The 23,382-nt window shown below is 41.0% G+C and carries 20 protein-coding genes and 1 pseudogene; 10 read left to right on the top strand and 11 right to left on the bottom strand.

Annotation, left to right across the window (positions count from 1 at the left end):
* Positions 1-96: 96 nt before the first annotated feature.
* The 6 genes from FC36_RS12030 to FC36_RS10805 all read right to left on the bottom strand — a co-directional run bounded on the left by FC36_RS12030 (position 97) and on the right by FC36_RS10805 (position 5,683).
* Complete coding sequence (locus FC36_RS12030) at positions 97-417, bottom strand: hypothetical protein (RefSeq protein WP_156409590.1); 321 nt, start codon at positions 415-417, stop codon at positions 97-99.
* Positions 418-419: 2 nt separating this feature from the next.
* Entirely contained in the window at positions 420-938 is a 519-nt protein-coding gene (locus FC36_RS10825) for a helix-turn-helix domain-containing protein (RefSeq protein WP_056986955.1), read from the bottom strand.
* A 174-nt stretch (positions 939-1,112) separates the two neighbouring features.
* The gene (locus FC36_RS10820; protein ID WP_051528012.1) at positions 1,113-2,909 is read right to left on the bottom strand and encodes an FAD-dependent oxidoreductase; all 1,797 of its coding nucleotides are present in this window, start codon (positions 2,907-2,909) and stop codon (positions 1,113-1,115) included.
* Between the two features lie 26 nt (positions 2,910-2,935).
* On the bottom strand, positions 2,936-3,820 hold the full coding sequence (locus FC36_RS10815; protein WP_056986953.1) for an SDR family NAD(P)-dependent oxidoreductase: 885 nt from the start codon (positions 3,818-3,820) through the stop codon (positions 2,936-2,938).
* A 21-nt stretch (positions 3,821-3,841) separates the two neighbouring features.
* Entirely contained in the window at positions 3,842-4,483 is a 642-nt protein-coding gene (locus tag FC36_RS10810; protein WP_023860531.1) for a nitroreductase family protein, read from the bottom strand.
* A 162-nt stretch (positions 4,484-4,645) separates the two neighbouring features.
* On the bottom strand, positions 4,646-5,683 hold the full coding sequence (locus FC36_RS10805; RefSeq protein WP_023860532.1) for a YeiH family protein: 1,038 nt from the start codon (positions 5,681-5,683) through the stop codon (positions 4,646-4,648).
* 455 nt (positions 5,684-6,138) lie between these two features.
* Between FC36_RS10805 and FC36_RS10800 the strand changes: the two genes are divergently transcribed.
* A complete protein-coding gene (locus FC36_RS10800; protein ID WP_023860533.1) occupies positions 6,139-6,780 on the top strand; it encodes a CHAP domain-containing protein in 642 nt (213 codons plus the stop codon).
* A gap of 175 nt (positions 6,781-6,955) precedes the next feature.
* On the opposite strand, the gene FC36_RS12630 is transcribed toward FC36_RS10800, so the two are convergent.
* From FC36_RS12630 to FC36_RS12745, 3 genes and pseudogenes are all read right to left on the bottom strand, one after another.
* Complete coding sequence (locus FC36_RS12630) at positions 6,956-7,672, bottom strand: UPF0236 family transposase-like protein (RefSeq protein WP_082614615.1); 717 nt, start codon at positions 7,670-7,672, stop codon at positions 6,956-6,958.
* Positions 7,624-7,839: a UPF0236 family transposase-like protein gene (locus FC36_RS12750; protein ID WP_369384720.1), complete on the bottom strand. Its 216-nt coding sequence runs from the start codon at positions 7,837-7,839 to the stop codon at positions 7,624-7,626. Before FC36_RS12750 ends, FC36_RS12630 begins: the two co-directional genes overlap by 49 nt.
* A 29-nt stretch (positions 7,840-7,868) precedes the next feature.
* A pseudogene (locus FC36_RS12745) lies at positions 7,869-8,099 on the bottom strand (UPF0236 family transposase-like protein); the annotation flags it as partial.
* A gap of 166 nt (positions 8,100-8,265) precedes the next feature.
* Here FC36_RS12745 and FC36_RS10785 point away from each other — a divergent pair.
* The 6 genes from FC36_RS10785 (at position 8,266) to FC36_RS10760 (ending at position 17,349) form a co-directional block, all read left to right on the top strand.
* Positions 8,266-10,290, top strand: coding sequence for an FAD-dependent oxidoreductase (locus FC36_RS10785; RefSeq protein ID WP_056986948.1), 2,025 nt, complete (start codon positions 8,266-8,268; stop codon positions 10,288-10,290).
* Positions 10,291-10,952: 662 nt separating this feature from the next.
* Complete coding sequence (locus FC36_RS10780; RefSeq protein WP_056986946.1) at positions 10,953-11,483, top strand: NADPH-dependent FMN reductase; 531 nt, start codon at positions 10,953-10,955, stop codon at positions 11,481-11,483.
* An 11-nt stretch (positions 11,484-11,494) separates the two neighbouring features.
* The gene (locus FC36_RS10775; RefSeq protein WP_025021234.1) at positions 11,495-13,951 is read left to right on the top strand and encodes a flavocytochrome c; all 2,457 of its coding nucleotides are present in this window, start codon (positions 11,495-11,497) and stop codon (positions 13,949-13,951) included.
* Between the two features lie 116 nt (positions 13,952-14,067).
* A complete protein-coding gene (locus FC36_RS10770) occupies positions 14,068-14,916 on the top strand; it encodes a serine hydrolase (RefSeq protein ID WP_025021233.1) in 849 nt (282 codons plus the stop codon).
* A 91-nt stretch (positions 14,917-15,007) separates the two neighbouring features.
* On the top strand, positions 15,008-16,087 hold the full coding sequence (gene proB / locus FC36_RS10765; protein ID WP_056986945.1) for a glutamate 5-kinase: 1,080 nt from the start codon (positions 15,008-15,010) through the stop codon (positions 16,085-16,087).
* A gap of 20 nt (positions 16,088-16,107) precedes the next feature.
* The gene (locus tag FC36_RS10760; protein WP_191978612.1) at positions 16,108-17,349 is read left to right on the top strand and encodes a glutamate-5-semialdehyde dehydrogenase; all 1,242 of its coding nucleotides are present in this window, start codon (positions 16,108-16,110) and stop codon (positions 17,347-17,349) included.
* Positions 17,350-17,497: 148 nt separating this feature from the next.
* On the opposite strand, the gene FC36_RS10755 is transcribed toward FC36_RS10760, so the two are convergent.
* Positions 17,498-19,123, bottom strand: a complete 1,626-nt coding sequence (locus FC36_RS10755) for a peptide ABC transporter substrate-binding protein (protein WP_025021230.1) — start codon at positions 19,121-19,123, stop codon at positions 17,498-17,500.
* A 199-nt stretch (positions 19,124-19,322) separates the two neighbouring features.
* Between FC36_RS10755 and FC36_RS10750 the strand changes: the two genes are divergently transcribed.
* Positions 19,323-20,165 (top strand): alpha/beta hydrolase, encoded by an 843-nt coding sequence (locus tag FC36_RS10750; RefSeq protein ID WP_025021229.1) that lies wholly within the window; start codon positions 19,323-19,325, stop codon positions 20,163-20,165.
* Between the two features lie 41 nt (positions 20,166-20,206).
* Here FC36_RS10750 and thiD read toward each other — a convergent pair whose 3' ends face one another.
* Positions 20,207-21,001 carry a bifunctional hydroxymethylpyrimidine kinase/phosphomethylpyrimidine kinase gene (thiD, locus tag FC36_RS10745; protein ID WP_025021228.1) on the bottom strand — a complete coding sequence of 265 codons (795 nt, stop codon included), beginning with the start codon at positions 20,999-21,001 and terminating at the stop codon, positions 20,207-20,209.
* A gap of 108 nt (positions 21,002-21,109) precedes the next feature.
* On the opposite strand from thiD, the gene pdxR reads away from it, so the two are divergent.
* Both pdxR and FC36_RS10735 read left to right on the top strand, forming a co-directional pair.
* The gene (pdxR, locus tag FC36_RS10740) at positions 21,110-22,525 is read left to right on the top strand and encodes a MocR-like pyridoxine biosynthesis transcription factor PdxR (RefSeq protein WP_025021227.1); all 1,416 of its coding nucleotides are present in this window, start codon (positions 21,110-21,112) and stop codon (positions 22,523-22,525) included.
* 561 nt (positions 22,526-23,086) lie between these two features.
* Entirely contained in the window at positions 23,087-23,350 is a 264-nt protein-coding gene (locus FC36_RS10735) for a hypothetical protein (RefSeq protein WP_056986942.1), read from the top strand.
* The last annotated feature ends 32 nt before the right edge of the window (positions 23,351-23,382 follow it).

Here is a 23,382-nt window from a genome sequence, read left to right as displayed (position 1 = left end):
GAATAATGGGATTAACACCTTCAGGAAGTTTGTCTTCAAGTTGTTTTAACGTGTCCATAATCAGCAGTTTATTTGGACTTTGGCTGATAGAAGCAGCTAAAACCTCTTTAGAGCCTGGTCCAAGATGATTGACATATAGGTCCAAGTAGAACTGCCTAAACGTATCTGTGAAACGTCAGTATGAAGGACGGTGTAGGGAATAGTGGCATCAAATGTTTGATTCAGTAGATTTTGAGCCACCTTACCAATTTCCTTGATTATTATCTTGATATCTGCGTACTTGTCAAGTTTGTTGGCAATGCGCTTACGTTCATCGTAGTAAGTTGCGCGCTTTAAGTCAACCATTCTCAGAAGCTCACCAATCCCATATCGTTTACTTTTAGGTAAGCCCTTTTGATCCACCCTAATCTGATCCACAATTACCGTTTTATCTTTGGCTTTGAGGGTCCGAACAGGGTCAGTGATTTTTTTAAGATATCACGCTCCATCTTAACTTGACGGAGTTCTTGTCTCAACGCCTCCATTTCGTCGCTTTCCATCTTCAACATTTTACGGGCATTCTTCTTACTTTTCTTTGACACCTTACTTGGCCTACCTTTCTTCTTCAGTTTCAAGGTCTCCAGTCCGCCCTCCTTAAATAACTTGAACCATATAGATACCTGGGAACACAAGAGATTATGGGTAGACGCAACTTCAGACATTGAAAGATCATTATTTAGGTAGTAGTTTATCACATAGAGCTTGAAATCAACAGTGAATTCACGTCTCGAATGCCGTAATTTCAATCCATCAGGACCATTCTGATTGTAGGTAGCCCACCATCGTTTAACGGTTCCTTTCGGTAGAGAATACTTGTGCTCTAGAGAGAGTTGTGAATAACCAGTATCCAGATATTCCTGAATAACATCTAATTTAAATTTTTGAGCATATTTAGTCATATAAAAAAGCACCTCATAATCATTAGATTTTGTCTAAGAATTATAAGGCACTTCACAGTTTGCCTCTGTTTTTATATTATACAGAATATAAAAAATAGCATAAGCAAGATTTATTTTCTATAAAATACAAAAAATCCTATTGGTATTTTGACCATAGGATTTTTTGTACTCTATCTATATTTGGGCAATACTGTGGGCGGCACGACGACCCTGGTGAATGATACCTGCTAAGGCAGTACCACTTCCTGGATAGTAAGTTCCCATCCAACCACCAGCAGCGAGACCGGCGGCGTAAAGTCCTGGAATGACTTGGTCATGGATATCTAAAACTTGACCTTTAACATTAATCTTTAAGCCACCCAAAGATCCTAAGTTAGAAGCACGATTTTGGTAGGCAAAGTACTTTCCTGCAAGTGGTTCTAGACCCATTTGACGCCCGAATTCTGGATCTTGGTGCCGAACGGCTAGTTCATTCCAGTCTTGCAAGGTCTTGGCCAAACCTCGAGCATCCACACCAATCTTTTGCGCTAAAGCTTCAATTGAATCCGCACTCACCACTAATCCTTTCTTTATATCTGCAGCTAAACTTTCTGCATTCCAAGGACTAGCTGGTGCTTTTAGCGATGAATCTGCAAAAATCATATAAGTTGGTTTCTGGAATTTACTTTCTTCATGGAAAATCTCTCGGAAACCGTAAGCATAGGTTGCATCTTCACAAACAAAACGACGTCCAGCAGCATTGACGAAGAAAGATGGGATCGTAGGCATTTGGTTATTAGTGGCATTTCCTGTCCGTCCATCAAAATCAATCGTCCCGCCGAGACCACAGAGAGCCGCATTAACTGATTGGCCTAAAATAAGACCATCCCCGGTATCGGTAGAAATCGACATGCAAGCTTTATTCTTAAGATCAGCATAGTGCTGTGGGCTCAGGTCCTTGGCTAAAGCTGGATTGTGGTCAATACTTGCAGTTGCAATTAAAACCGCTTTTTTAGCTTGGTAGTAACCTCGGGCCGCCTTAACCCCAACGACTTCTTTTCGTTCAGTATCGAAAATCAACGCCTGAACTGAATTTTCATAACTAACTTTAACCCCTAGACTCAAAGCATTCTTCAAAAGAGCTTGGGTTAGTAGCACTCCATCTGTCGCAGCGCCACCACCACTGTTAACATGAATACGGTCGGCATGGACTTTATCAGCAATATATGGCACATGATTGTTACCATAGACACTAATCCACTTGACACCCATTTCTTCTAACCAAGTAATATTTTGTCCGGCATGCTTCGTCAAGTCTGTCACCAAATCGCGATCAGCTAGACCTTCAGCGGCTTGCAGATAGTAATCGGCATGATTTTGCGCTGTATCATTCGTAAACTTAGTCATTTCTTTTTGGTACTTAGTGCCACTTGCTTGAACTACCCCGCCAGAAAAATTCGTAGTTCCTCCAGGAATACCTGCTTTTTCCAAAATCAACACTGAGAGGCCTTCTTCCGCAGCTTGAACTGCGGCTGCCAAACCTGCGCCCCCACTTCCGATAACCACTAAATCATAACTTACTCGGTAACTATCAACAGCATTTGCAGCTACATAAGCTTGAATATCTGAAGTATTAAGTGGGGTTCCTTCAGCATCAAAATCCGCTTTAACTTTGGGGCCATCAATAGCTAACTTAAAGTTCAGGTCTTCTGCTTCTTGAGCCGAAATTTCTCCTTGAGCTAAAGCTACCGCCTTTTTAGCAGCTTGTTTAAAGGCTATTGAACTAGACGTCACCCCAGTTACAGCATCGACATCAACACTTTGCGCTGCCAACATTTTTTCTTGCATCCGTTCAATGGCTAACCGTCCTACCCGAGCATGGGTATTAAAGTCAGCTTCAACGCCAATTACACGTGCTTGCTCATCTAGCGTTACACTAGCTGCAACAGGACCGTGAAAACCTTGCGTTTTACCTATATAAGTTGTTATCAAACTATTTTTCCTTTCTAAGAAAATTTTTACAAGCTTGTATCCGTATGCGTTTTGTCAGGATAAGTCATTAACTTGGTCAAACTTGGGGCGCGCCCTTCAACGGCATCTTTAACGCGATTAATGGCCATTGGCGCAATTCCTTTGTGGGTAAGGATGTAGAAATCATTATTTTTCAACCCATCAAAAATGGTTGCACCTACAGAGTCAATTGGTAAACCAGCTGTTAAATCATCAACGGCCATCTTTTGTCCCAGTTTGAAACTTTCACTTTGATAATATGGATCACTTTCATCCCGATACTTATCCGGGCGATACTCTTCTGAATGCATCAAGTTCGTCTGTACAAAGGCTGGCGTAAAGACATGCATCCGAATCTTATCTTGTTTAACTGCTTGTAAGTCATATGCGACTGCTTCGGTCATACCAACTACCGCAAATTTGGTTGCATAGTAAGCAGGCATTCCCGGCGCAGTTAGAAGACCTGCTGCCGAGGCCACATTTAAAATATCGCCCCCATTTTCCTGCTTCATCATGATGGGAATAACTTTTCTTAAAGCATAGACCTGACTCATTAAGTCTGCATGCAAAATCCATTCCCAGTCACGAGTTGGTAGTTCCCAAATAGGCCCAGGTACTGCAACACCGGCATCATTGACCAATAAATCTATTTGACCATATGCTGTCATCGTCTTATCCACTGCAGCGTAAACTTGTTCTTCCTCGGTTACATCTGCCACAATTTCCAATACATCAGTGCTTTGCTTTAACTTCTTGACCACTTGACCCAAAGCTTCTTGATCCTGGTCAAGTAAGGCTAGTTTCATTTTTTGAGCGGCCGCCTGAGTAGCAATTGCCTCGCCAAAACCATGAGCTGCCCCGGTAATTAAAGCTACTTTCCCTTCAAATTCCATAAGCTACGCCCCCTTGTTTCCTTAGCTAAAATCTACTAATTCTGAAATTGGATATCTAGTCGTAGTGATTTCTTCGGCTGTTTCATCTGGTTTACCGATCGCAATTGCCATTACTGGAATATATTGTTCTGGATCAAGGTCAAATGTTGACGCTGCTTTGCTTGCATCGTACCCTGCCATTGCGTTTGTTTCATAACCATGCTCTCTAGCGGCTAACATAAATTGCATGGCTGCTAACGAAGTATCTACCATTGCATCCTCTACTAGCATCTTACGGTCAGCTTTTTGGTAAAGTGGAAGGAAGGTATTCAAAGCCGCATTCATAGCTTCTTCGCTAACTTTACCTGCTTCAAACATCCCGTGCCAGAGAGCACTGTATTTTTCATATGCTAAAGTGTTGCCGAAAAACATTACCACCGCAGAACTACTATTAATTTGTGTGTGGTTAAATTTCATGCAAAAGCTACGTAATTTTTCCTTACCTTCTTCGGTATCAATGACCACAAATTTCCAAGCTTGTAAGTTACAAGCTGATGGGGCGGTAATTGCTTCATCTAACATTTCGACAAGTTCTTCACGCTCAATTTTTACAGAACTGTCGAACCGACGTACCGAGTGTCTTTCATTCATAATTTTGTGAAAATCATTATTTACTTTTGCCATAATGCAAAACCTCCATTCAGTTAATATCGCTTACATATACATCATATAACGGAAAATCCAAAAAATCAATCAAAAGTTCAATAAATCACAAATTTTATAAATTTTTTTACTTTTTTAGGCAAAATAAAAGGAGCCAATCCACCGATTAGCTCCATACTTATACTATAAATGTAAAATTTGTTGCATTCCTAGACTGACAACCGTAATCGCCAACCAGCACAACCCACCTAATAAAAGTGGCTTACCACTAGACTTAACTAATTTAACCACATTACTGTTCAAACCGATGGCCGCCATCGCCATGGTTATCATAAACTTGCTAAGCTCTTTTAGTGGCATAAAAGTTTCTGTCGCTACACCTAAGTCAGTGGCTACTGTGGTTATTAATGAGGCAAGCAAAAAGTAGAAAATAAACATTGGGAAGGCTCGTTTCAAACTAAAATTTCCTGCCCCACGTTGACTTTCCCGGCGTGCTTTTAAATAGGCTAGACCCAAAGTAATGGGAATGATTGCTAAAGTCCGCGTTAACTTTACCGTTACAGCTTTATCTAAGGTTTGCGAACCTAGGTGCCACATGCTATCCCAAGTCGCAGCTACAGCTGTTACTGAAGAAGTATCATTAACAGCCGTCCCTGCAAAAATTCCAAAGCTGGCCCCACTATGCGTATCAAATCCGACTAATCTACCCAAAATAGGAAAAATAAAAGCTGCTAAAACATTAAAGAAGAAAATAATCGAGATGGCCTGAGCTACCTCATCATCTTCCGCATCAATTACTGGTGCCGTCGCTGCAATTGCCGACCCCCCACAAATTGAAGAGCCCACTCCAATTAAGGTCGCAATATTTCCTGGTACCCGCATCAACTTATGTAACAAGTAAGCTACTACTAACGCCGTCGTAATTGTAGTTAAAATAATTGGGAGCGACTCCTTTCCCGTCTGCAAAACTACATTTAAATTTAGACCAAATCCCAACAGAACTACTGCTGTTTGAAGAATAAATTTCGAAGTAAATTTAATTCCAGCTGTAGCCTGGCCTTTATTCTCCCAGAATAAAGCCAAAATCATTCCAATTAAAATTGCAAATACAGCACTACCAACAACTGGAACAACTTTACCTAAGAACCATGCAATAAGTGCAATTACCAAGCAAACAATGATTCCTACCGTATTATCAATCCAGAAACGCTTCTTTAACATTATCTTACCCCTCTCATTCAATTACGGTTATTATACCAAAACTAGTTACTTATTTGGTAACATATGTTAATTTCAACTTAAAATTTTCTTAGCTTTTTCATCAACTTTCCTTAATATTTATATCTTATATTAAGAGCATAGCTAATAGCACAAACTTTTCATAATACTTTCTCCAAACCCGCCTTGTCTCCCCATAAGGCGGGTTTCTTATTCAATCAAAAAGTTACCAGAATTTAATATTCAGCTTAACTTTAACTAGATAATTGTAGACAACATTTTTTTAGTAGTCTACAATCCCCTAGCTAAAGCTTTTTAATTTTTTACTTTTGTAACAAAAACATAACAACTTATTACAAAGCCTATCTATCACGCTTTTCAGCCCTTGTTTTAATTCTTTTTTTCTGCTAGCTTAGTACATGTACTAAATTTGGAATCACATGGGAGCATAATAGCTAATGAAAAAATCACTACATATTTTGACCAGCCTTTCCTTGGCCGGTTTGATTGTTGGGACTGGTCTCCAAACAGCTAGTGCTGCAACAACTAATAATACAACACTCGAAGCTAGCGCAAGCGAAGCAATTACTAACCTCAACACCCAATTAAACCAACAACTTCCTGATCAAAAGCAATTAAATCAAAGTGTTGATCAAGAAATTCAAAACCAAGTGCAACGCGATAAAGACGTAGCTGCCGCCTTAAAAGCATTGGAAGATAATAAAGAACAATCTGTTTATAACGGGGAATGCTACGGGATGACCGCTTGGTATGTTGACCACCTTAAAGGTCCAACTCTAATGGGTTCCGGGCATGAATTTGCTCAAGATATTGGTCAAGATTACGACTGGGCAGCTGCTGGCTGGACGGTAACCGAATACCCTAATATCTCTGATATTAAACCTGGTGACGTTATTTGTTGGCAAGCAGGGGGAAAGTTAAGTCCTGGGATTTATGGTCATACCGGAGTCGTTAAGTCGATTGATGCTCAAGGTAACATGGTAACTTACGAACAAAATTCTGAAGCCGGTCGAATCATTCACGAATACAACCGGACTTTCAACGATACTAAAATTAAATCCGTTATTCACAAAAATTAACTTAAGAAGTCACTTGATAGTGACTTTTTTGTCTTTAACCTAAACAACGTTAAAAGCCTTAAGAAATTTCATTTCTTAAGGCTTTTGCTATTGGCGGGGCGGATTGTATAATTTAAGTTGAACATGAGTGGACATCTCTCCTCCCATTGCACTAACATTGGAATTTATAGATTTATCATTTTTGATCACCAATTTTATCAAATATCTGTTGAATACTGCGAGCCTCCGAGACTACTTTATACGTGGTATCTAGGTATTTATCTGTCATTTTACCCTTGCGGGTAACTCTTTTATCAAAAGCATGACTTTTACCCTTTTGATATTCTAAGTGACAGTATTTATCATAAATATCAACTTTGTTGATTAGGCAACATCTAAAGAACATAACACTATCTAGTCCTTCTTTTGACCATACGCATGGTCTCGAACTATCTCTTTCAGCAACCCAATGACTTATACGTGCTTCTGTTGAGTCACCACAATAATTTTCATCTCGAATATTATCTATCTGTTTACTGTTTCTTAGCAGATAGTTAAAGCTTTTAGTAACCGTATTTCTGCGCTTTTTTCGTATGGTTGGGTCTGACAAATAAACTTTTTTGAACGGCTTTACCATGTCCCAATCACCTGACAAAACCCACTTTTTAAGTTTATTTTCACCATTCCATTTAAATCCACCACCAACAGCTAGTCGACAGGCCTTGACCACGTGGAATTTGTCTAAAATCTCAACTACATCCAACCAGTTACTACATGTTTTTAGCCACTTTCCTTCGTCACTAGTGAAGTATACCTTTATTTTTGAAAATGCATCTTTGCCATATCGCTGTACTATATAGTCTTTTACATTATCCCAAAGATCTTCCTTACCGCCACTTCCTGCGTAATGCAGTGTGGGCTTATCAAGGCTCGTTTAGACTTATCAACTTGACGATAACCCTCGTAAATATAGACCATTTTCTCATAATGTGATGTCCCGTCTTGGTATATGACGTGATCTTCATCAGCTTCGATGAATAAAAACTTAGGGCACTCTCCTGAAGTCTTTTCAACTGAAATACCGTCCTCAAATATTGTTCTAAACTCTCTTAAAAGTTCATGATGCTTGTCTTAGACACCACATTATGGTGAATATAACAGGCTTTTTGATAACTATTGTCGGCCGCAGTTTTACATAATTCTAAACGTAGTTTAGCATCAACTCTACGGTATTTTTCAATTTCTAAAAATGCATCTAGTAAAAAACAGTACTCCTTGGTTGTTTTATTCCGATAGTAATATCTTTCATATGTAATACTTCCCAACTCCGTCACAATTGTACGACTTCTGCAATTCGTCCACTAAAACTTTACGCAGTCACAAACCTATACAGGTTTGTTGATTTTCTTAGTTTTTTACGGAGAATTAGCAGAACCTTTCCGACTTCATTTGTGATATAATTAACATATATTGATAACGTTTCCAAAAATGAGGAGGAGTTTTTTTATGGGACAATTAAAGAACGGAACTTATCAAGTTAGCACCAAAGGTTTCAAAGGCGATATTGATTTAGCTGTAACCATCAAAGATGAACAAATTGCTAAGATTGATATTTTAAAAGAAGAAGAAACCCCAAATATCGGTGGCAAAGCACTCACTGCTCTAGTTCAAACTGCACAAGGAAGAAATGATTTTAACGTTGATGGTATTTCAGGAGCTTCTTATACTTCTAAAGCTTTTAATCAAGCACTGACTTTGGCAAAGATTGCTGCCCAGGATGAAAAACAAGAAGCAACCCTAACCCTAAATGATGGTCAGTATACTACCACAGTTAATTCCTTCCAAGAACATGAAGGTTTACCTGGTGTCGGGAAAATGACCATGTTGGCAACCTTTAAAGACAATAAAATTACAGATATTGAAGTTCCTGAATACACCGATACCCACATTATGGGTGGGATGGCCTTTGATATTTTAGCCAAAAAAGCAATTGCCAAACAATCAACCGACTTAGATGTCGTAACTGGTGCTAGTGTATCTTCTAATGCCTTTCGCCAAGCTCTTGATAATTGTATTCTCCAAGCCGGTGGCCAACCTGAAATTTTTGCAGCCCGTAAAATTAAGCAACGGACACCAATTGTTGAAAATTTAAATACCGACATTGTCGTTATCGGAGCGGGAATGGCTGGTTTATGTGCTGCTATTGAAGCCACTGATCAAGGAGCCAAAGTTCTTATCTGCGAAGCACAAGAAATCAACGGTTCTTCCTCCACTCGTTCAGAAGGGTTCGTCATGGGGGCCGGTACCAAGGAACAGGCTAAGCACGGTATCGAAGACACAACAGATGCCTTCTTCGAAGATATTTACTCTCTTTACAAGGACGAACCAACTATCGACACCAAACTTATGCGCAAGTTAACTCACGACTCCACAGATCTTAACAACTTCCTAATGGAAAACGGAGTTACCTGGTCAGGAGTTACCCACGTAAGTGAAAAAGGCGTTCGTAACTTGAAACGGGCCCACACAACAGCCGGTTTAGGGGCAGAATTAATTGAAAACTTAGTTCAATCCGCCCAAGAAAAGGGCGTAGACTTACGTTATGGCTTAGCCGTGGATAGATTAATTACCTTAAATGGCCAAGTCCAAGGGGTCGTTGCCCGCAATAAACTAGGTGATACCTTAATTATCCATGCCAGTTCTGTAATTGTGGCTGCCGGTTCCTACACCGAAAATCCGGAAATGGTGAAGGAACTCAACCCTCGTATGAATAATATTGAAGTTATCACTGGGCGGGGAAATGGTTCGGCAATGCGCTTCTTTAAACAAGCTGGGGCTCAAATTATTGACGTACCTTACATCCAAATGATGTATTACTTCTACGGAGCCTCATGGGGGGATCGTTTCCCTGAAGCCATTCCTGGCTCACCTACCCTCCCTAACTATGATGTCTTAGAAGTCGATGGTGGTGGACGGCGTGTAGCCTCTGAAGATGACTTCTGTTTCGAATACACTAAACGTGTTTGGGATGGAGGTTACAACGAAGGTTATGCTATCTTTGGCCAAGTTACAGCTGACAAATACCCGGAAATGACTGATCTTGGTTTAACTACGAAAACCGCCCAAGGTAAACCTTTCGGCTACCGTGAAGATAGCATCAAAGCTTTAGCAATAGATGTTGGCATTGATCCTCAAACCTTGGAAGCTACAGTTGCTCGCTACAATGAACTTTGCGAAAAAGGTGTGGATGAAGATTTCCATAAGAATCCAGCCAATATGATTAAGATTACTGCTCCTTACTACCTAGTACGCTTACCACAAATCTGTACCGATGGTTATACCGGGGCCAAGATTAATGAAAATGCCCAAGTTCTTGACGAAGATAACCAAGTTATTAAGGGCTTATACGCTTGTGGTTCTTGTGCTGACAGTCAAATGACCGGGATTAACTACTTTGGTTGCGGTACGTCCCTCCTAACCTGTGGGGTTTATGGTCGCGCTGCTGCTAAAGATGCGGTAAGTCACTTATAAGCATAATAGTTAACTCGAGGCTGAGGCAAAAGCCCCGAGTTTTCAAAAAACACTTTTCACTGAAATTATGGTACCCCCTAAAGGAAGCATGCCAAGTGTGAAAAGTGTTTTTTCTTGTATGTTGCCATCTCTTGTGTCAACTACCCGAGTCTAAAAACATGGGGCCCTGTAACTCACGACACCTACGTCATAGTAAGCATGTCGGGGCAAACCAGACTCTCCTACCGTGGTGCAGTTACGTTTAGATGTTTGACAAGCACCCTTTATTTCTAACAAGTTGAATTTCATTCAACAATATCAGTCAAAAACTAGGGTAAAGCTTTCGATGTAACTAAAAAATTTTAATCAGTTGTTGTAACAGCATTTTTATACGCATCTTAATACGTATTTAAATACGTAACATCATACATAACTTAATACGTAAATTCATATGTATATCACTAAAAACTTGATTTTATAGAACGGAAAAACTCATTTTTCCCAGCTTCTGTTGCTAGTTCTGTCAAAACAAGTTATGCCCTAAAAAGCATAATTTGTGAAAAAATTATATTTTTATGTCGATTTAAACACAAAAATGATTTATAATAACCATTGGGCTTAATTTTTAATTAAGTAAAAAAATTTACATCCTAAGAAAACGCTTAACAAAAGGAGCTGACAACATGAAATTTGTTGCAATTGTCGGTACCAACGCTGATTTTTCTTTGAACCGTAACCTTTTAAGGTTCATGCAAAAACACTTTACCAAACAAGCCGACATTGAAATTTTAGAAATTAAAGACTTAGAAGCTTTCCACGATGCAAGCCAAACTCCAAGTGCTCAAGTTATTGCATTTAGTGATAAAATCCACGCTGCTGATGGGGTGATTATTTCTACACCAGAATATGACCACACCATCCCTGCACCATTGGCTTCTGCCTTAGAATGGTTGGGGCAAACTAAGGCTCTAAACCACAAAAAAGTGATGATTACCGGTGCTTCTTACGGGGTTTTAGGAACTTTACGAGCCCAAGAACACTTGCGCCGTATCTTGCAAAGTCCTAATTTAGCAGCCAGCACTCTTGCTGGGGAAGAATTCTTCCTCCGCCGGGCAGCCCAAGCCTTCGATGAAGAAGGTAATTTAAAGGACACCCAAGTGGTAGCGCAACTTGACCAATACTTTGCTGACTTTGTTAGCTGGGTAAAAGACTAGGAGGCTTAAAAATGAAATTAGTCGGAATTGTTGGCTCCGCCAAAAACAATGCGCCAGCCAGAACTTTACTTCAATTTATGCAAAAACACTTTGCAGACCAAGCAGAAATTTCCCTGCTTGAATGTCGTGATTTTCCAATGTTCAATGAGTCAGATGACCAAAGCGAAACTGATTTACTTAAGAATGCGGCAGCACAAATCGAAGCCGCTGATGGGGTAATCATCGCCACTGATGAGGAAAACCGCACTATCCCCTCAACTTTAAATAGTTTCTTAGATTGGATGTCCTTTAACCTTCATCCTTTAACAGGGAAACCTTTAATGATTGTTGGGGCTGCGGAAGATATTCACGGCTCTGCTAGTGCTCAAATTCACTTGCGCGAAATTATGGACGCCCCAGGTTTAGGACCTATCGTACTCGGAAGTAACGAATTCGTTATGGGGAACGCTCTTGAAGCTTTCGATGAAGACGGCAACATCAAAGCTCAAGGTACCATTGATTTCTTGAGTCAATGTTTCAAGAACTTCTTGCGCTTCGTAAAAGCTACCACCGTGCTAAGTTTACCAGAAGAAGTGGAATTCACCCCAGGGACTTACGAAGTTTCTGCTAAGGGACATAACGGTGACTTCAGCGTAAAAGTTACCTTATCTAAGGACCGCATCGAAGATATCGATATTGATACGGCTAGCGAAACCAAGGGTATTTCCGAAGCTGCCTTCGAAAGAATTCCTGCTCAAATCTTAGCTGGCCAAACTTTAAATGTGGATGCTGTCTCCGGAGCTTCAGATACAAGTAATGGGATTCTAGATAGTGTGGCCCAAGCTGTTAAAGAAGCTGGCGTTGACCCTAACATTTTAAAGAAGCGTCCTAAACCAAGTGCTGACGCTGTGAAGTTGCCTCAAGAATACACGGTTGACCTAGCTGTGATTGGTGCCGGGGGCGCTGGTTTAACGGCCACTGCTACTGCTTTACAAGCTGGAAAATCTACCTTAGTCTTGGAAAAGTTCCCATCAACTGGGGGGAACACCGTCCGCGCCGGGGGACCTGTCAACGCCGCCGACCCTGAGTGGCAAAATACCTTCAAAGCTCTACCAGGCGAAGCCGATACCTTAAAGGAAATGTTGGACTACGATACCAATCAAATTGATCCTGAATACCAAGCTGATTTCCGTAAATTACAAGCTGAAATCAAGGCTTACCTTGATGGGGACCACGACTATCTCTTCGATTCTCCTACTTGGCATGAAATCCAAACTTACCTCGGTGGTAAGCGCGTTGATTTAAATGGCCAAGAAATTCACGGTAACTACGACTTAGTTAAAACTTTAACTGATAATGCCCTAGACTCTGTGAAATGGCTAGCTGACTTAGGGGTTGAATATGATCAAACCGAAGTTACCATGCCAGTTGGGGCAAAGTGGCGTCGGGGTCACAAACCAACAGAACCCCTTGGTTTTGCCTTCATTCGTGTCTTGTCTGAATTTGTCAAGAACAATGGTGGACAAATCTTAACCGAAACCCGTGCTACGAAATTGATTACTGATGACAATGGCAAGGTAATTGGTATCAAAGCTCGGACCGCCCAAGGCCAAGAAGTACTCGTTCATGCTAAAGCCGTTATTTTAGCAGCTGGGGGCTTTGGAGCCAATACCAAAATGGTACAAAAATACAACACTTACTGGGAAAACATCGATGATGACATCGCCACAACTAACTCCCCTTCTATCACCGGTGACGGAATTGAGTTAGGCACGGCCGTCGGGGCGGACCTTGTTGGCATGGGCTTCTCCCAAATGATGCCTGTTTCCGACCCTGTGACCGGGGAACTTTTCACTGGTCTGCAAACTCCACCAGCAAACTACATCATGGTTAACCAAGCTGGGAAGCGGTTTGTTGATGAATACGAAGGTCGGGATGTCTTAGCCAAAGCAGCCATTAAGAATGGTGGGCTCTTCTACTTGATTGCCGATAACGAAATTAAAAAGACGGCCTACAACACAAGCGAAGAAAAAATTGAAGCTCAAGTTAAGGCTGGTACCCTTTACAAGGCAGATACTTTAGAAGACCTCGCTAAGCAATTAGACATGGACCCTGAGGTCTTCGTTGACACCATCAATAAGTACAACAGCTACGTTGATGCGGGGCACGACCCAGAATTTGGTAAGGAAGTCTTCGATCTCAAGGTAGTGCAAGCACCATTCTATGCCACACCACGTAAACCGGCCATCCACCACACCATGGGTGGTTTAAAGATTGATACTCAGGCTCATGTCTTGGATAAGAATAACCACGCGATTGCCGGCTTGTTTGCTGCCGGAGAAGTTGCTGGGGGGCTACACGCTGGGAACCGTTTAGGTGGTAATTCCTTGGCTGATATCTTCACTTTCGGACGTATTGCTGCAAAAACAGCCATTGCTGAAGATGTCGAGGTTGAAGCTGATGCCACTAGTGGGGCTTCTGAAGCTTAAACTTAACTAAGTTAAGACCCTTTGGTTTAACGCCAAAGGGTCTTTTTGAGGCTTTTCTTGCAATTTTGACCAAAAACTTGCATAATATAGAAATAGCTTTCTAGAAAGGTATGTACATGAATTATCAAAAACGTAGCCAACACCGACAAGTGAAGACCCAAAAGAGACAGCGACATGTCTATCAAATTGGGATCTTCCTGATTTTAGGCTTGCTGGGAATTACCTTTTTCACGACTGATGTAATTCCCACTCCTCAGGAATTTCACCTCCGCCAAGCATGGAAATCAAGTAGTCAAACTTATAAAGGTCAATATAGTATTGCCATTTTTTCAGAAAAAAACGGCCAAACCTATACCTACACAAACCGCCCTTTCAAACACGATTGGGTAACTGCTAGTACCGTCAAAGTCGCGGTTTTAGTAGCCCTTTTACACCAAGAAGGTGGGGCCTTGAGCGGTTACGAAGCGACTTTGGCGCGGCAAATGATCGAAAATAGCGACAACGACGCGACTACCACGCTTCTCAAAACTTATCTTGGAGGCTATGATGCTTTAAATCAAGTCTACGAAGCTTTAGGTATGAAATACACTCATACCCCCACTTCGAGTTGGGGACTAACAACCACCACGCCTAAAGACCAATTAATCTTGCTGAAACAAATTTTCCAAGACTCCGATTATCTGAGTACTTCCGCGCAAACTTACTCTAAAGCTCTGATGGCTAATGTGGAAGCAGACCAAAACTGGGGTATTTCAGCGGGGAGTGACCACTATTACCTCAAAAATGGCTGGCTTCCCGATGATAAAGGCCACTGGTACGTAAATAGCATTGGCTATATTCCAAGTGATCCCGGCGCTAATAATGGCTATCTCATTGCCGTTTACACACAAAATAATGCTAGTTTAGCTACAGGAGAAAACCAAATTGAAAACTTAGCCAAAGTCGTCCCAGAAATTTTACAATAATTTTTACATCCTGGTTAACACCAGGATTTTTTGATTTTCTCCGCCCTAAATCCATGTTATACTTGAGAAAACGTTTCAACAAGGAAAAAATATGAAAGATAAATTAATCGTTTTCAAAATTGGGACCTCTTCTTTGACCAATCACATGGGGGATTTAGATGCAGAAAAGTTGGCCCAAATTACTTCACAATTAGCACAGCTCCACCACCAAGGCTATCAATTAGTCTTAGTAACTTCCGGTTCGATTGCTGCTGGTTTCCGGCGTTTAGGTTTTGACAAGCGGCCCAAACACATCGCTGACAAACAGGCTAGCGCTGCCGTGGGGCAAGGTTTACTCATCGAACACTACACCACCAATCTCATGCAAGATGGCATTGTCTCGGCCCAAGTTCTTTTGACCCAAGATGACTTCAAAGACCCTCGACGCTACAACAATGCTGCCCAGGCCCTCCAAGTCTTACTCAAGCGCAGGGCCATTCCTATTATTAATGAAAATGACACCATCGCCGTTGATGAAATCAAGGTTGGCGATAACGATACGCTTTCCGCCCAAGTCGCTGGTTTACTTAAAGCTGACCTCTTAGTCTTACTCACGGATGTGGCGGGCCTTTACACCGCAAATCCGCGTAAAGATCCGCAGGCTCAAGCCATTGCCAAGGTTGATAATATTACACCTGAGCTTTTCCAAATCGCTTCCGGAGCTGGTACAGCCAATGGAACTGGCGGAATGGTCACTAAAATCCAGGCGGCCCGTTTGGCCACGATGGCTGGCGTACCAGTTTTCATTACTTCATCCCAATTAAAAAATTCATTACCCAAAGCCGTCAAGCAAGAAATCCAAGGAACTTATTTCACGGCGCAAACCAAGGCCTTCAACCAAAAGAAACAATGGTTAGCCTTCTACGCTCCTAGTCAAGCTGATATTTTTGTGGATGCTGGGGCGGAAAAAGCCATGGTTGCCAAGGGGCATAGCCTCTTACTTTCGGGTATTAGTGAATTTAGCGGTAATTTCCAACGTAATGATATTGTCTCAGTTTACAGCCAAACTAGCGGTAAATTAATCGGTAAAGGACGGGCACGTTTTTCCCGTTTGGTCGTCGAAGAACTACTTCAATTCAAACACCCTGAAGGGACCTTCATCCATCGTGATGACTGGGTAACCCTACTTTAAGAAAGGATGATTATATGACCATAAGTTCTACACAAGCGCTCATTCAAAGTCTGTTACAACACAAAAAATCAATCAACCAAGCTTCTGAAACCGCTAAAAATGAAGCCCTCGCTAAAATGGCCACTAGCCTCCAAGCTGCACAAGCCGAAATTTTAGCCGCTAATCAAATTGATATGGAAAACGCTCACGGACACATTGCACCTGTTATGTTAGATCGACTCAAATTGACTCCCGAACGTATCGCAGAAATGGCCCAAGGTATTTTAGCCCTCCAAGCTTTACCCGATCCTGTCGGCCGTATCCTCGCTAGCCATCAAGCTGAAAACGGCATGCATATCCAAAAAGTCGCCGTACCCTTCGGCCTTTTAGGTATGATTTATGAAAGTCGCCCTAATGTTACTTCCGATGTAGCAGCCTTAGCCGTTAAATCTGGAAATGCTGTTATCCTCCGTGGAGGCAAAGAAGCTTACAATTCGGCGGTCGCCATTGTTAAAGCACTCAAGGCTGGGTTGGCCCAAAGTGAAATTTCGCCACAAGTCATTGAACTGGTGAGCGATACTAGCCGGGCATCGTCTTTAGAATTAATGACTGCCAAGGGACAGATCGACCTTCTCATTCCACGTGGTGGGGCGGGTCTCATCAAGGCCGTGGTAGAAAATGCCACCGTACCCGTGATTGAAACTGGCACTGGTATTTGCCATGTTTACGTCGATCAAGCTGCCGATTTAGACCAGGCTCTCAAAATTGTTGCCAATGCTAAAACTAGCCGTCCTTCTGTCTGTAACTCCGCTGAGGTTTGCCTAGTTCATGAAAAGATTGCTGCTACTTTCTTGCCACGTTTAAATGAACTTTTCAAAGGTCAAGTTCAAATGCGCGCTAATCAACAGGCACTCCCTTATCTCCCCGATGCCATTGCCGCTGGTAGTCAAGACTTCGATACAGAGTTCCTAGACTATATCATGGCCATCAAGGTGGTCCCCGATACTCAAGCTGCCATTGACCACATTAACCAACATTCGACTGGGCACAGCGAAGCCATCGTTACCAAAGATGATAGGCAAGCTCAGCTCTTCACACAAGCGGTCGATTCAGCCGCTGTTTACGTTAACGCCTCGACCCGTTTCACAGATGGCGGTCAATTTGGGCTCGGTTGTGAACTGGGCATTTCCACTCAAAAAATGCACGCGCGAGGTCCTATGGGCTTGGCTGAAATGACTACCTACAAATATATCATCCAAGGTGATGGCCAAATCCGCGCCTAAAATTTGGATTTTTAAGAAAAACTGTGGACTCCTAGATAGGAATCCACAGTTTTTGGTGTTTGGAAAAATTTAAAATTTGAACTAATAGTGACGTTCCAGCGAATTCATGACCACAAAAAAGCCGGATTACTCCGACTTCTTCATATTATTATTTTGAGATGTAGACATTCTTCCAGTTGTTTGTAACCCCAGCAGAGTTTTGGATTAAGCCCTTAACTCCTGGACGTAACATGTAAGCCTGGTTTAATTGGAAGAGCGGTGTTGCCCCTTGGTCTTCATTCAAGACATCAGAAGCCTTCACCAAATCGTTGAAACGCTTCTTAGCATTGTTAGCGTCAGTTGTCTTAGATGCCGTAATTAACTTATCGTATTCTGCATTGTTCCACTTACCAGTGTTGTATGAGTTGTCAGAAGTAAATAAGTCTAAGAAGGAGATTGGGTCAGCGAAGTCCGCACCCCAAGCTACGGCAGCCATATCAAAGTCCCCGCCAGATACACGACTTAAACGTGTCTTAAATGGTACATTTTGAACCGTGATTTTAGTGCCATTACCTAAATTAGTTTCCAATTGACTTTGGACAAATTCAGTAACTTTCTTAGCGACATCAGTGTCATCCCCTAATAAGTTCAAGGTCAACTTGTCTTCGCCAACTTCTTGTAACCCTTCTTTCAAGAGACGTTGCGCTTCTTTCTTGTCAAGCTTGTTAGCCTTAGAGTCCGCTACTTGTACGAAATCTTTGCCATCGTAAGTTGCTAAACCTTTAGAAACAACGCTTGAAGATGGTAACGTTCCCGCACCTAAAATGTTAGCTGCTAAAGTTTCACGGTTAATAGCATGAGAAATAGCTTGACGAATCTTTTGGTTAGCTAAGAACTTGTTCTTCGCAACATTGTATTGCAAGTAGTTTGTCCGCGCTTGCTTCAAGATGTGGTAACCATCTTGTTTGTTTAATTGCTTAGCTTGTTCGGTAGATAAGAAAGTGTAATCAAGTTTGTTTGATTGGTACAAGTTGTAAGAAGTGTTAGTTGACTTGTTAACTTGGAATTCAATTGCTGACAACTTCACATTATCTTTATCCCAGTATTTATCATTCTTTTCTAATTTCCACTTCAAGTTAGTCCCTGTCCAACCAGTCATCTTGAATGGACCATTGTAAGTCATGTACTTCGCAGCTGTCCCGTACTTATCACCGTACTTTTCAACCGCCTTTTGACTTTGTGGGAAGAAGAGTGGGAAGCCCATCAATAATTTGAAGTATGGAATATCCTTTTCTAAAGTAACAACTAACTTGTCATCACCAACAGCCTTAACCCCTAAGTCAGTTACCGGTTTCTTACCATCAATGATGGCATCCGCATTCTTAATTCCGCTGAATAAGTATGAATATTCTGAAGCAGTCTTAGGATCTACAGTTCTTTGCCAAGAGTAAACAAAATCTTTGGCAGTTACAGGGTCACCATTAGACCAAGTACTCTTACGTAATTTGAAAGTATAAGTCAAACCATCATCGGAAACCTTAGTTGATTTTGCCAAACCTGGAGTAACCTTACTATCCTTACCTAAACGGTAAAGACCTTCCATGGAGTTGGCCATTTGGTCAAAAGAAATTGTATCTGTTGCTTTGGATGGATCCATAGATGGCAATTCAGATTGATAAGACCACTTTAAAACTTGATCGGATGCAAGTTTGTCTGATTTATTTCCACAAGCGGCGAGTCCGACCGCCGTTAGGGCTGCTAGCGAACCCACAGCTAATAACTTTTTGGCTTTCATAAACATCCTCTTTTCTAATGTTCCTTTTTTCTTCTATATGTTGTATTCTAATTTAAAATTAAAAATAAAGCAAGTACATTTTTATTTATTTTTAATTTTTTATTCAGAAACTTTTCCATTTTTTATCAATTATCCCCAACTATTTTACACGCTACTAAAGCAGAGGAGTGCTATAATAAAGGTGAAAGGAGGCTAAGATTTGAAAAAAATTTTACTCGTTGCACTTGCTTTAATTATTGTCGCTTTGGGGATTCAGCTTCTCCTCTTAAAAGGCAGTCGCGAAGAACCCCTCCGTCAAAATCGCCTCAAAACTGATGTAACTTACTCTGACACCCCGACCTTACTAATACCAGGCTGGGGTGGAAATGCATGGACCTATTCACATTTAATCGACTATTACCAAAAGCAAAACCTTGCCCAAAAAACCATGACCATTCATGTCACTCCTACTGGAAAGGTACACGTACAAGGTGCGGTTATGAATAAGAAAAATTCTTTAATCCAAGTCCTCTTCGATTGGAACTATACTAAAAATTACCTACCCCAAACGGCTTGGCTTTCCAGTGTTTTACGCGTTTTGCATAAAAATTACGGCATTAACCAACTAAATGTTGTTGCACATTCTTGGGGAGGAACGGCCTTTGTACACGCCCTCGCTAACTCTAGTTACCTCCAAAAAAACATCAACTTTAAAAAAATCATTTTATTAGGGGTACCAATTAACGAAGGTTTCTCCTCCAAAATCAGTTATAACCAAGCTTTAACGCAAAAGACCTCTGACCATAACTACTTGCGTTTGGCTAAAAAATTAGATAAATTTAATCCACATAACCTTATTCATTTCTATAACTTAATGGGGTCTAAAGATGGACAAAAAAAGACCGATGGTGAAGTCCCTAATGTCCAATCCGAGTTCCTTAAAACCGTGATTCACAGTAATTGGTCCACTTACAGCCAAAAAGTCTATAAGGATACCAATCACACCGACCTCCACCAAAATAAAGAAATTCTCAATCATATGGCAGCCATTTTATGGCAGTAAAAAAGACTTCAGCTTCTTCTCAAAGTTGAAGTCTTTTCGGTTTAAACCCAGTGATTAATGGGACCAAATTTGTGACCAACAGCAATTTCTTGCGTCAAAGCACGATAGGTGTAGGCTTGCGCTTTAGTTATTGCCGTTTTGATATCTTGTCCGAGGGCTATTTGAGCAACAATTGCCGCCGATAAAGTATCACCAGTTCCATTAAAGTGGGTCGTTTCGTAGTAGTCATGTTCCAGCCAAAAATCCTGACCATCAGCTAATAAAACATAATCACTGACCCTATCTTGACCCGCCTCATGTCGTCCTTTAATCATAATATTTTTAGCACCTAAAGCTTGAAGTTTACGGGCCGCTTTTTTTACTGCTTTTGCATCCTTTAATTCCATTTGCGCTAATTTTTGCGCTTCGTAAAAATTCGGAGTTAGCACTGTCGCTAAAGGCAACAATTTCGTCCGTAAAGTCTGATAGGCCTGCTCTTCTAAGAGAAGGTTACCATGTTTGGTGATAATGACTGGGTCAACTACTAACGGGCCTAAATCATATTTCTGATACGCAGCGACGACCGTTTCAATCGTTGCTGTATCAGTCAACATCCCCGTCTTAGTTGCCCGAATGTTAAAATCCTCCGCTAAGACTTCAAATTGCTTGGCTATGAAGGCTTGGGGTAAAGCTACGCTATCCCAAATTCCATAGGAGTTACCCGCCACACAAGCCGTCAATACTGACATACCATAGACCTTCTGCGCTAAAAAAGTATTCATATCAGCTTGCATCCCGGCTGAACCATCACTATCTGAACCCGCAATCGTTAATACTTGTGGATACTCATTCACCATTTATACCGCCCCTTACTTGTCTTTAATTATTAATCATTTTATAATAAATCTGGTAATATAAAAATAATCAAAATAAACTAAAAATAAAGTCCAGATAGGAGAAAAATGATGCTCACCTATAATTTTCAAAACGTTACTGGTCCCCTCTATGAATATATCTATTTACGCCTCAAAGAAGATATTCTTTCCGGTAAACTTGCCCCTCACGAAAAACTACCTTCCAAGCGTTCCTTCGCTAATAATAACGGGATTAGTACCATTACGATTCAAAATGCATATGACCAGTTAATCTCCGAAGGCTATGTTTACACCCGGCCCAAAAAGGGCTATTATGTGGCCAACATTAATCAAACTAAAATTATTCCTACGCAAGCCAAAATTGACCTCGGTATTCAGACACCACCCCAACCGCTAAAATTTGATTGTGATTTATCGAGTAACCAATTAGCTCCCAAAAGTTTTCCCTTTTCTGTGTGGACCAAGTTGCTCCGCCAGACCATTGCCCAACGAAAAGATGCCCTTATGGAAGTCTCACCAACCGGTGGACAAACTGAACTACGACAAGCTATTGCCGAGCATCTTAAGTCTTTCCGGGGCATGTTAGTTGATCCTAACCAAATTATCGTCGGCGCTGGTACCGAATATCTTTATAGTCTTTTGATTCAATTACTGGGCCAAGATAAAAAATACTGCACTGAAAATCCCGGTTACAAACGGCTCGCACAAATTTATCAACAAGCCGGCGTTGACTGTACCTACATTGACATTGATGATTATGGAGTTACCGCTGATGATTTACGGAATTCTCAAGCAGATATTGCCCATCTCAGCCCCAACCACCATTTTCCCACGGGAATCTCCATGCCTGCTAACCGGCGCTATGAGATCTTAGCTTGGGCCAATGAAATGAACGGTCGTTACATCATTGAAGATGATTACGACAGCGAATTTCGACTTCAAGGTCGTCCGATACCGACCCTCTTTTCTAGTGATGCTTGCGAAAAAGTTATCTATTTAAATACCTTCTCCAAGTCCCTCACTCCGACCATCCGGATTTCTTACATGGTTTTACCAGCACATCTGGCCAACCGTTTCTACCAACAACTCTCTTTTTACGCTTGTACTGTCTCGAACTTCGAACAATACACCTTGGCTGCTTTCATCGGGCAAGGTTATTTTGAAAAGCATATTAATCGTATGCGTCTCTACTATCGGCGTCAAAGAAGCAGGGTCATTAAGATTATTACCACTAGTTCCTTGGCCCCCTACTGTGAAATTTTAGAAAATGATGCAGGCTTGCACTTCGTTTTAAAATTAAAGACCAAACTCAGTGATCAAGAAATCACGCAACGTATGGCTCAGGCGGGAATTCACTTGACTTCCATGGCTGCTTATTACTTGACGCCGGAACATGTTAGTCAACATCTTTTTATTATTAATTATTCTAATATCAATACAGATAAACTGCATGATGCTTGCCAGAAACTCACTGAAATAATCAAAAAAGGCGCTATCCGAAAATAGCACCTTAGTACTTAATTAGTCCTCAAGTAAAAACTTAAGTAACTTCTTAAGTACTTTTTTGATTGTTCCAGATGGACCAATTACGAATATTAGTTAATGCACAAATTGTTAGAATGAGTACCTAACCGCAAGCGTGGGGACTAGCGAAAGTTAGCCCCTTTTTGTGCTTAGTTAATCAAAGCCAATAACTCAAAAGAAAAGATTCCGTAAATAATTGCGAGATAATTATTACTTATTCCAATATTTCTGCGCGATAAAACTGGCCAAAATTTAACTTCTGTCTGGAAACTAACAACGTCTATTCCAACTCTGATACCTTCTCGATGATCCTTAATCAATTCTTTCTTCTACTCAGGAGTAAGTTTATCTGAATTTAGCAAGGACACGTCGTATATCCCCATCCAAAATACTTGACCATTGATACCGGTGATTACCTTTGGAAACTGGCTATTCTCTAACTACATTACAAAAAGTAGTATTAATCAAAGTTTATTAAAGCATCTCTTGCTTAAACATAACTTACTTAGAAGAACTAAATTTTCATTAGATTACAGATTCTTTATGAGTCTCACTATCGTCGGAATTTATCGCCTACAGTATCAAGATCAGATTACCTCACTTAAAGATATGAAATACCTCCGCAGTTTAGATTTTTATCATGATAGTCAACAATTTATCACTGAATATTTTGCTACCTTAGGCCAAGAAAATCGGCTTAATCAAAAGAGTTATGATTACTTTGCTTACGCTGCTCTCTTTTTGCCACATTGCAGTCAGAAATTACTAGAAAAATATGACGATTATACGCGATTTGCTAGTTCGTAATATTTGAAAATTCGCAAAAAAAGCTTAACAAG

It is taken from the genome of Ligilactobacillus equi DSM 15833 = JCM 10991 (genome assembly GCF_001435735.1).
Lineage (GTDB): Bacteria > Bacillota > Bacilli > Lactobacillales > Lactobacillaceae > Ligilactobacillus > Ligilactobacillus equi.
This window is presented reverse-complemented; position numbering and strand designations above follow the sequence as displayed.

Coding starts and splice junctions, on each gene's coding strand:
- proB (WP_056986945.1), top strand. CDS start 15,008: ATGAAAGATAAATTAATCGTTTTCAAAATTGGGACCTCTTCTTTGACC.
- FC36_RS10780 (WP_056986946.1), top strand. CDS start 10,953: ATGAAATTTGTTGCAATTGTCGGTACCAACGCTGATTTTTCTTTGAAC.
- FC36_RS10755 (WP_025021230.1), bottom strand. CDS start 19,123: ATGAAAGCCAAAAAGTTATTAGCTGTGGGTTCGCTAGCAGCCCTAACG.
- FC36_RS10810 (WP_023860531.1), bottom strand. CDS start 4,483: ATGGCAAAAGTAAATAATGATTTTCACAAAATTATGAATGAAAGACAC.
- pdxR (WP_025021227.1), top strand. CDS start 21,110: ATGCTCACCTATAATTTTCAAAACGTTACTGGTCCCCTCTATGAATAT.
- thiD (WP_025021228.1), bottom strand. CDS start 21,001: ATGGTGAATGAGTATCCACAAGTATTAACGATTGCGGGTTCAGATAGT.
- FC36_RS10800 (WP_023860533.1), top strand. CDS start 6,139: ATGAAAAAATCACTACATATTTTGACCAGCCTTTCCTTGGCCGGTTTG.
- FC36_RS10815 (WP_056986953.1), bottom strand. CDS start 3,820: ATGGAATTTGAAGGGAAAGTAGCTTTAATTACCGGGGCAGCTCATGGT.
- FC36_RS10805 (WP_023860532.1), bottom strand. CDS start 5,683: ATGTTAAAGAAGCGTTTCTGGATTGATAATACGGTAGGAATCATTGTT.
- FC36_RS10785 (WP_056986948.1), top strand. CDS start 8,266: ATGGGACAATTAAAGAACGGAACTTATCAAGTTAGCACCAAAGGTTTC.
- FC36_RS10825 (WP_056986955.1), bottom strand. CDS start 938: ATGACTAAATATGCTCAAAAATTTAAATTAGATGTTATTCAGGAATAT.
- FC36_RS10775 (WP_025021234.1), top strand. CDS start 11,495: ATGAAATTAGTCGGAATTGTTGGCTCCGCCAAAAACAATGCGCCAGCC.
- FC36_RS10770 (WP_025021233.1), top strand. CDS start 14,068: ATGAATTATCAAAAACGTAGCCAACACCGACAAGTGAAGACCCAAAAG.
- FC36_RS10735 (WP_056986942.1), top strand. CDS start 23,087: ATGAGTCTCACTATCGTCGGAATTTATCGCCTACAGTATCAAGATCAG.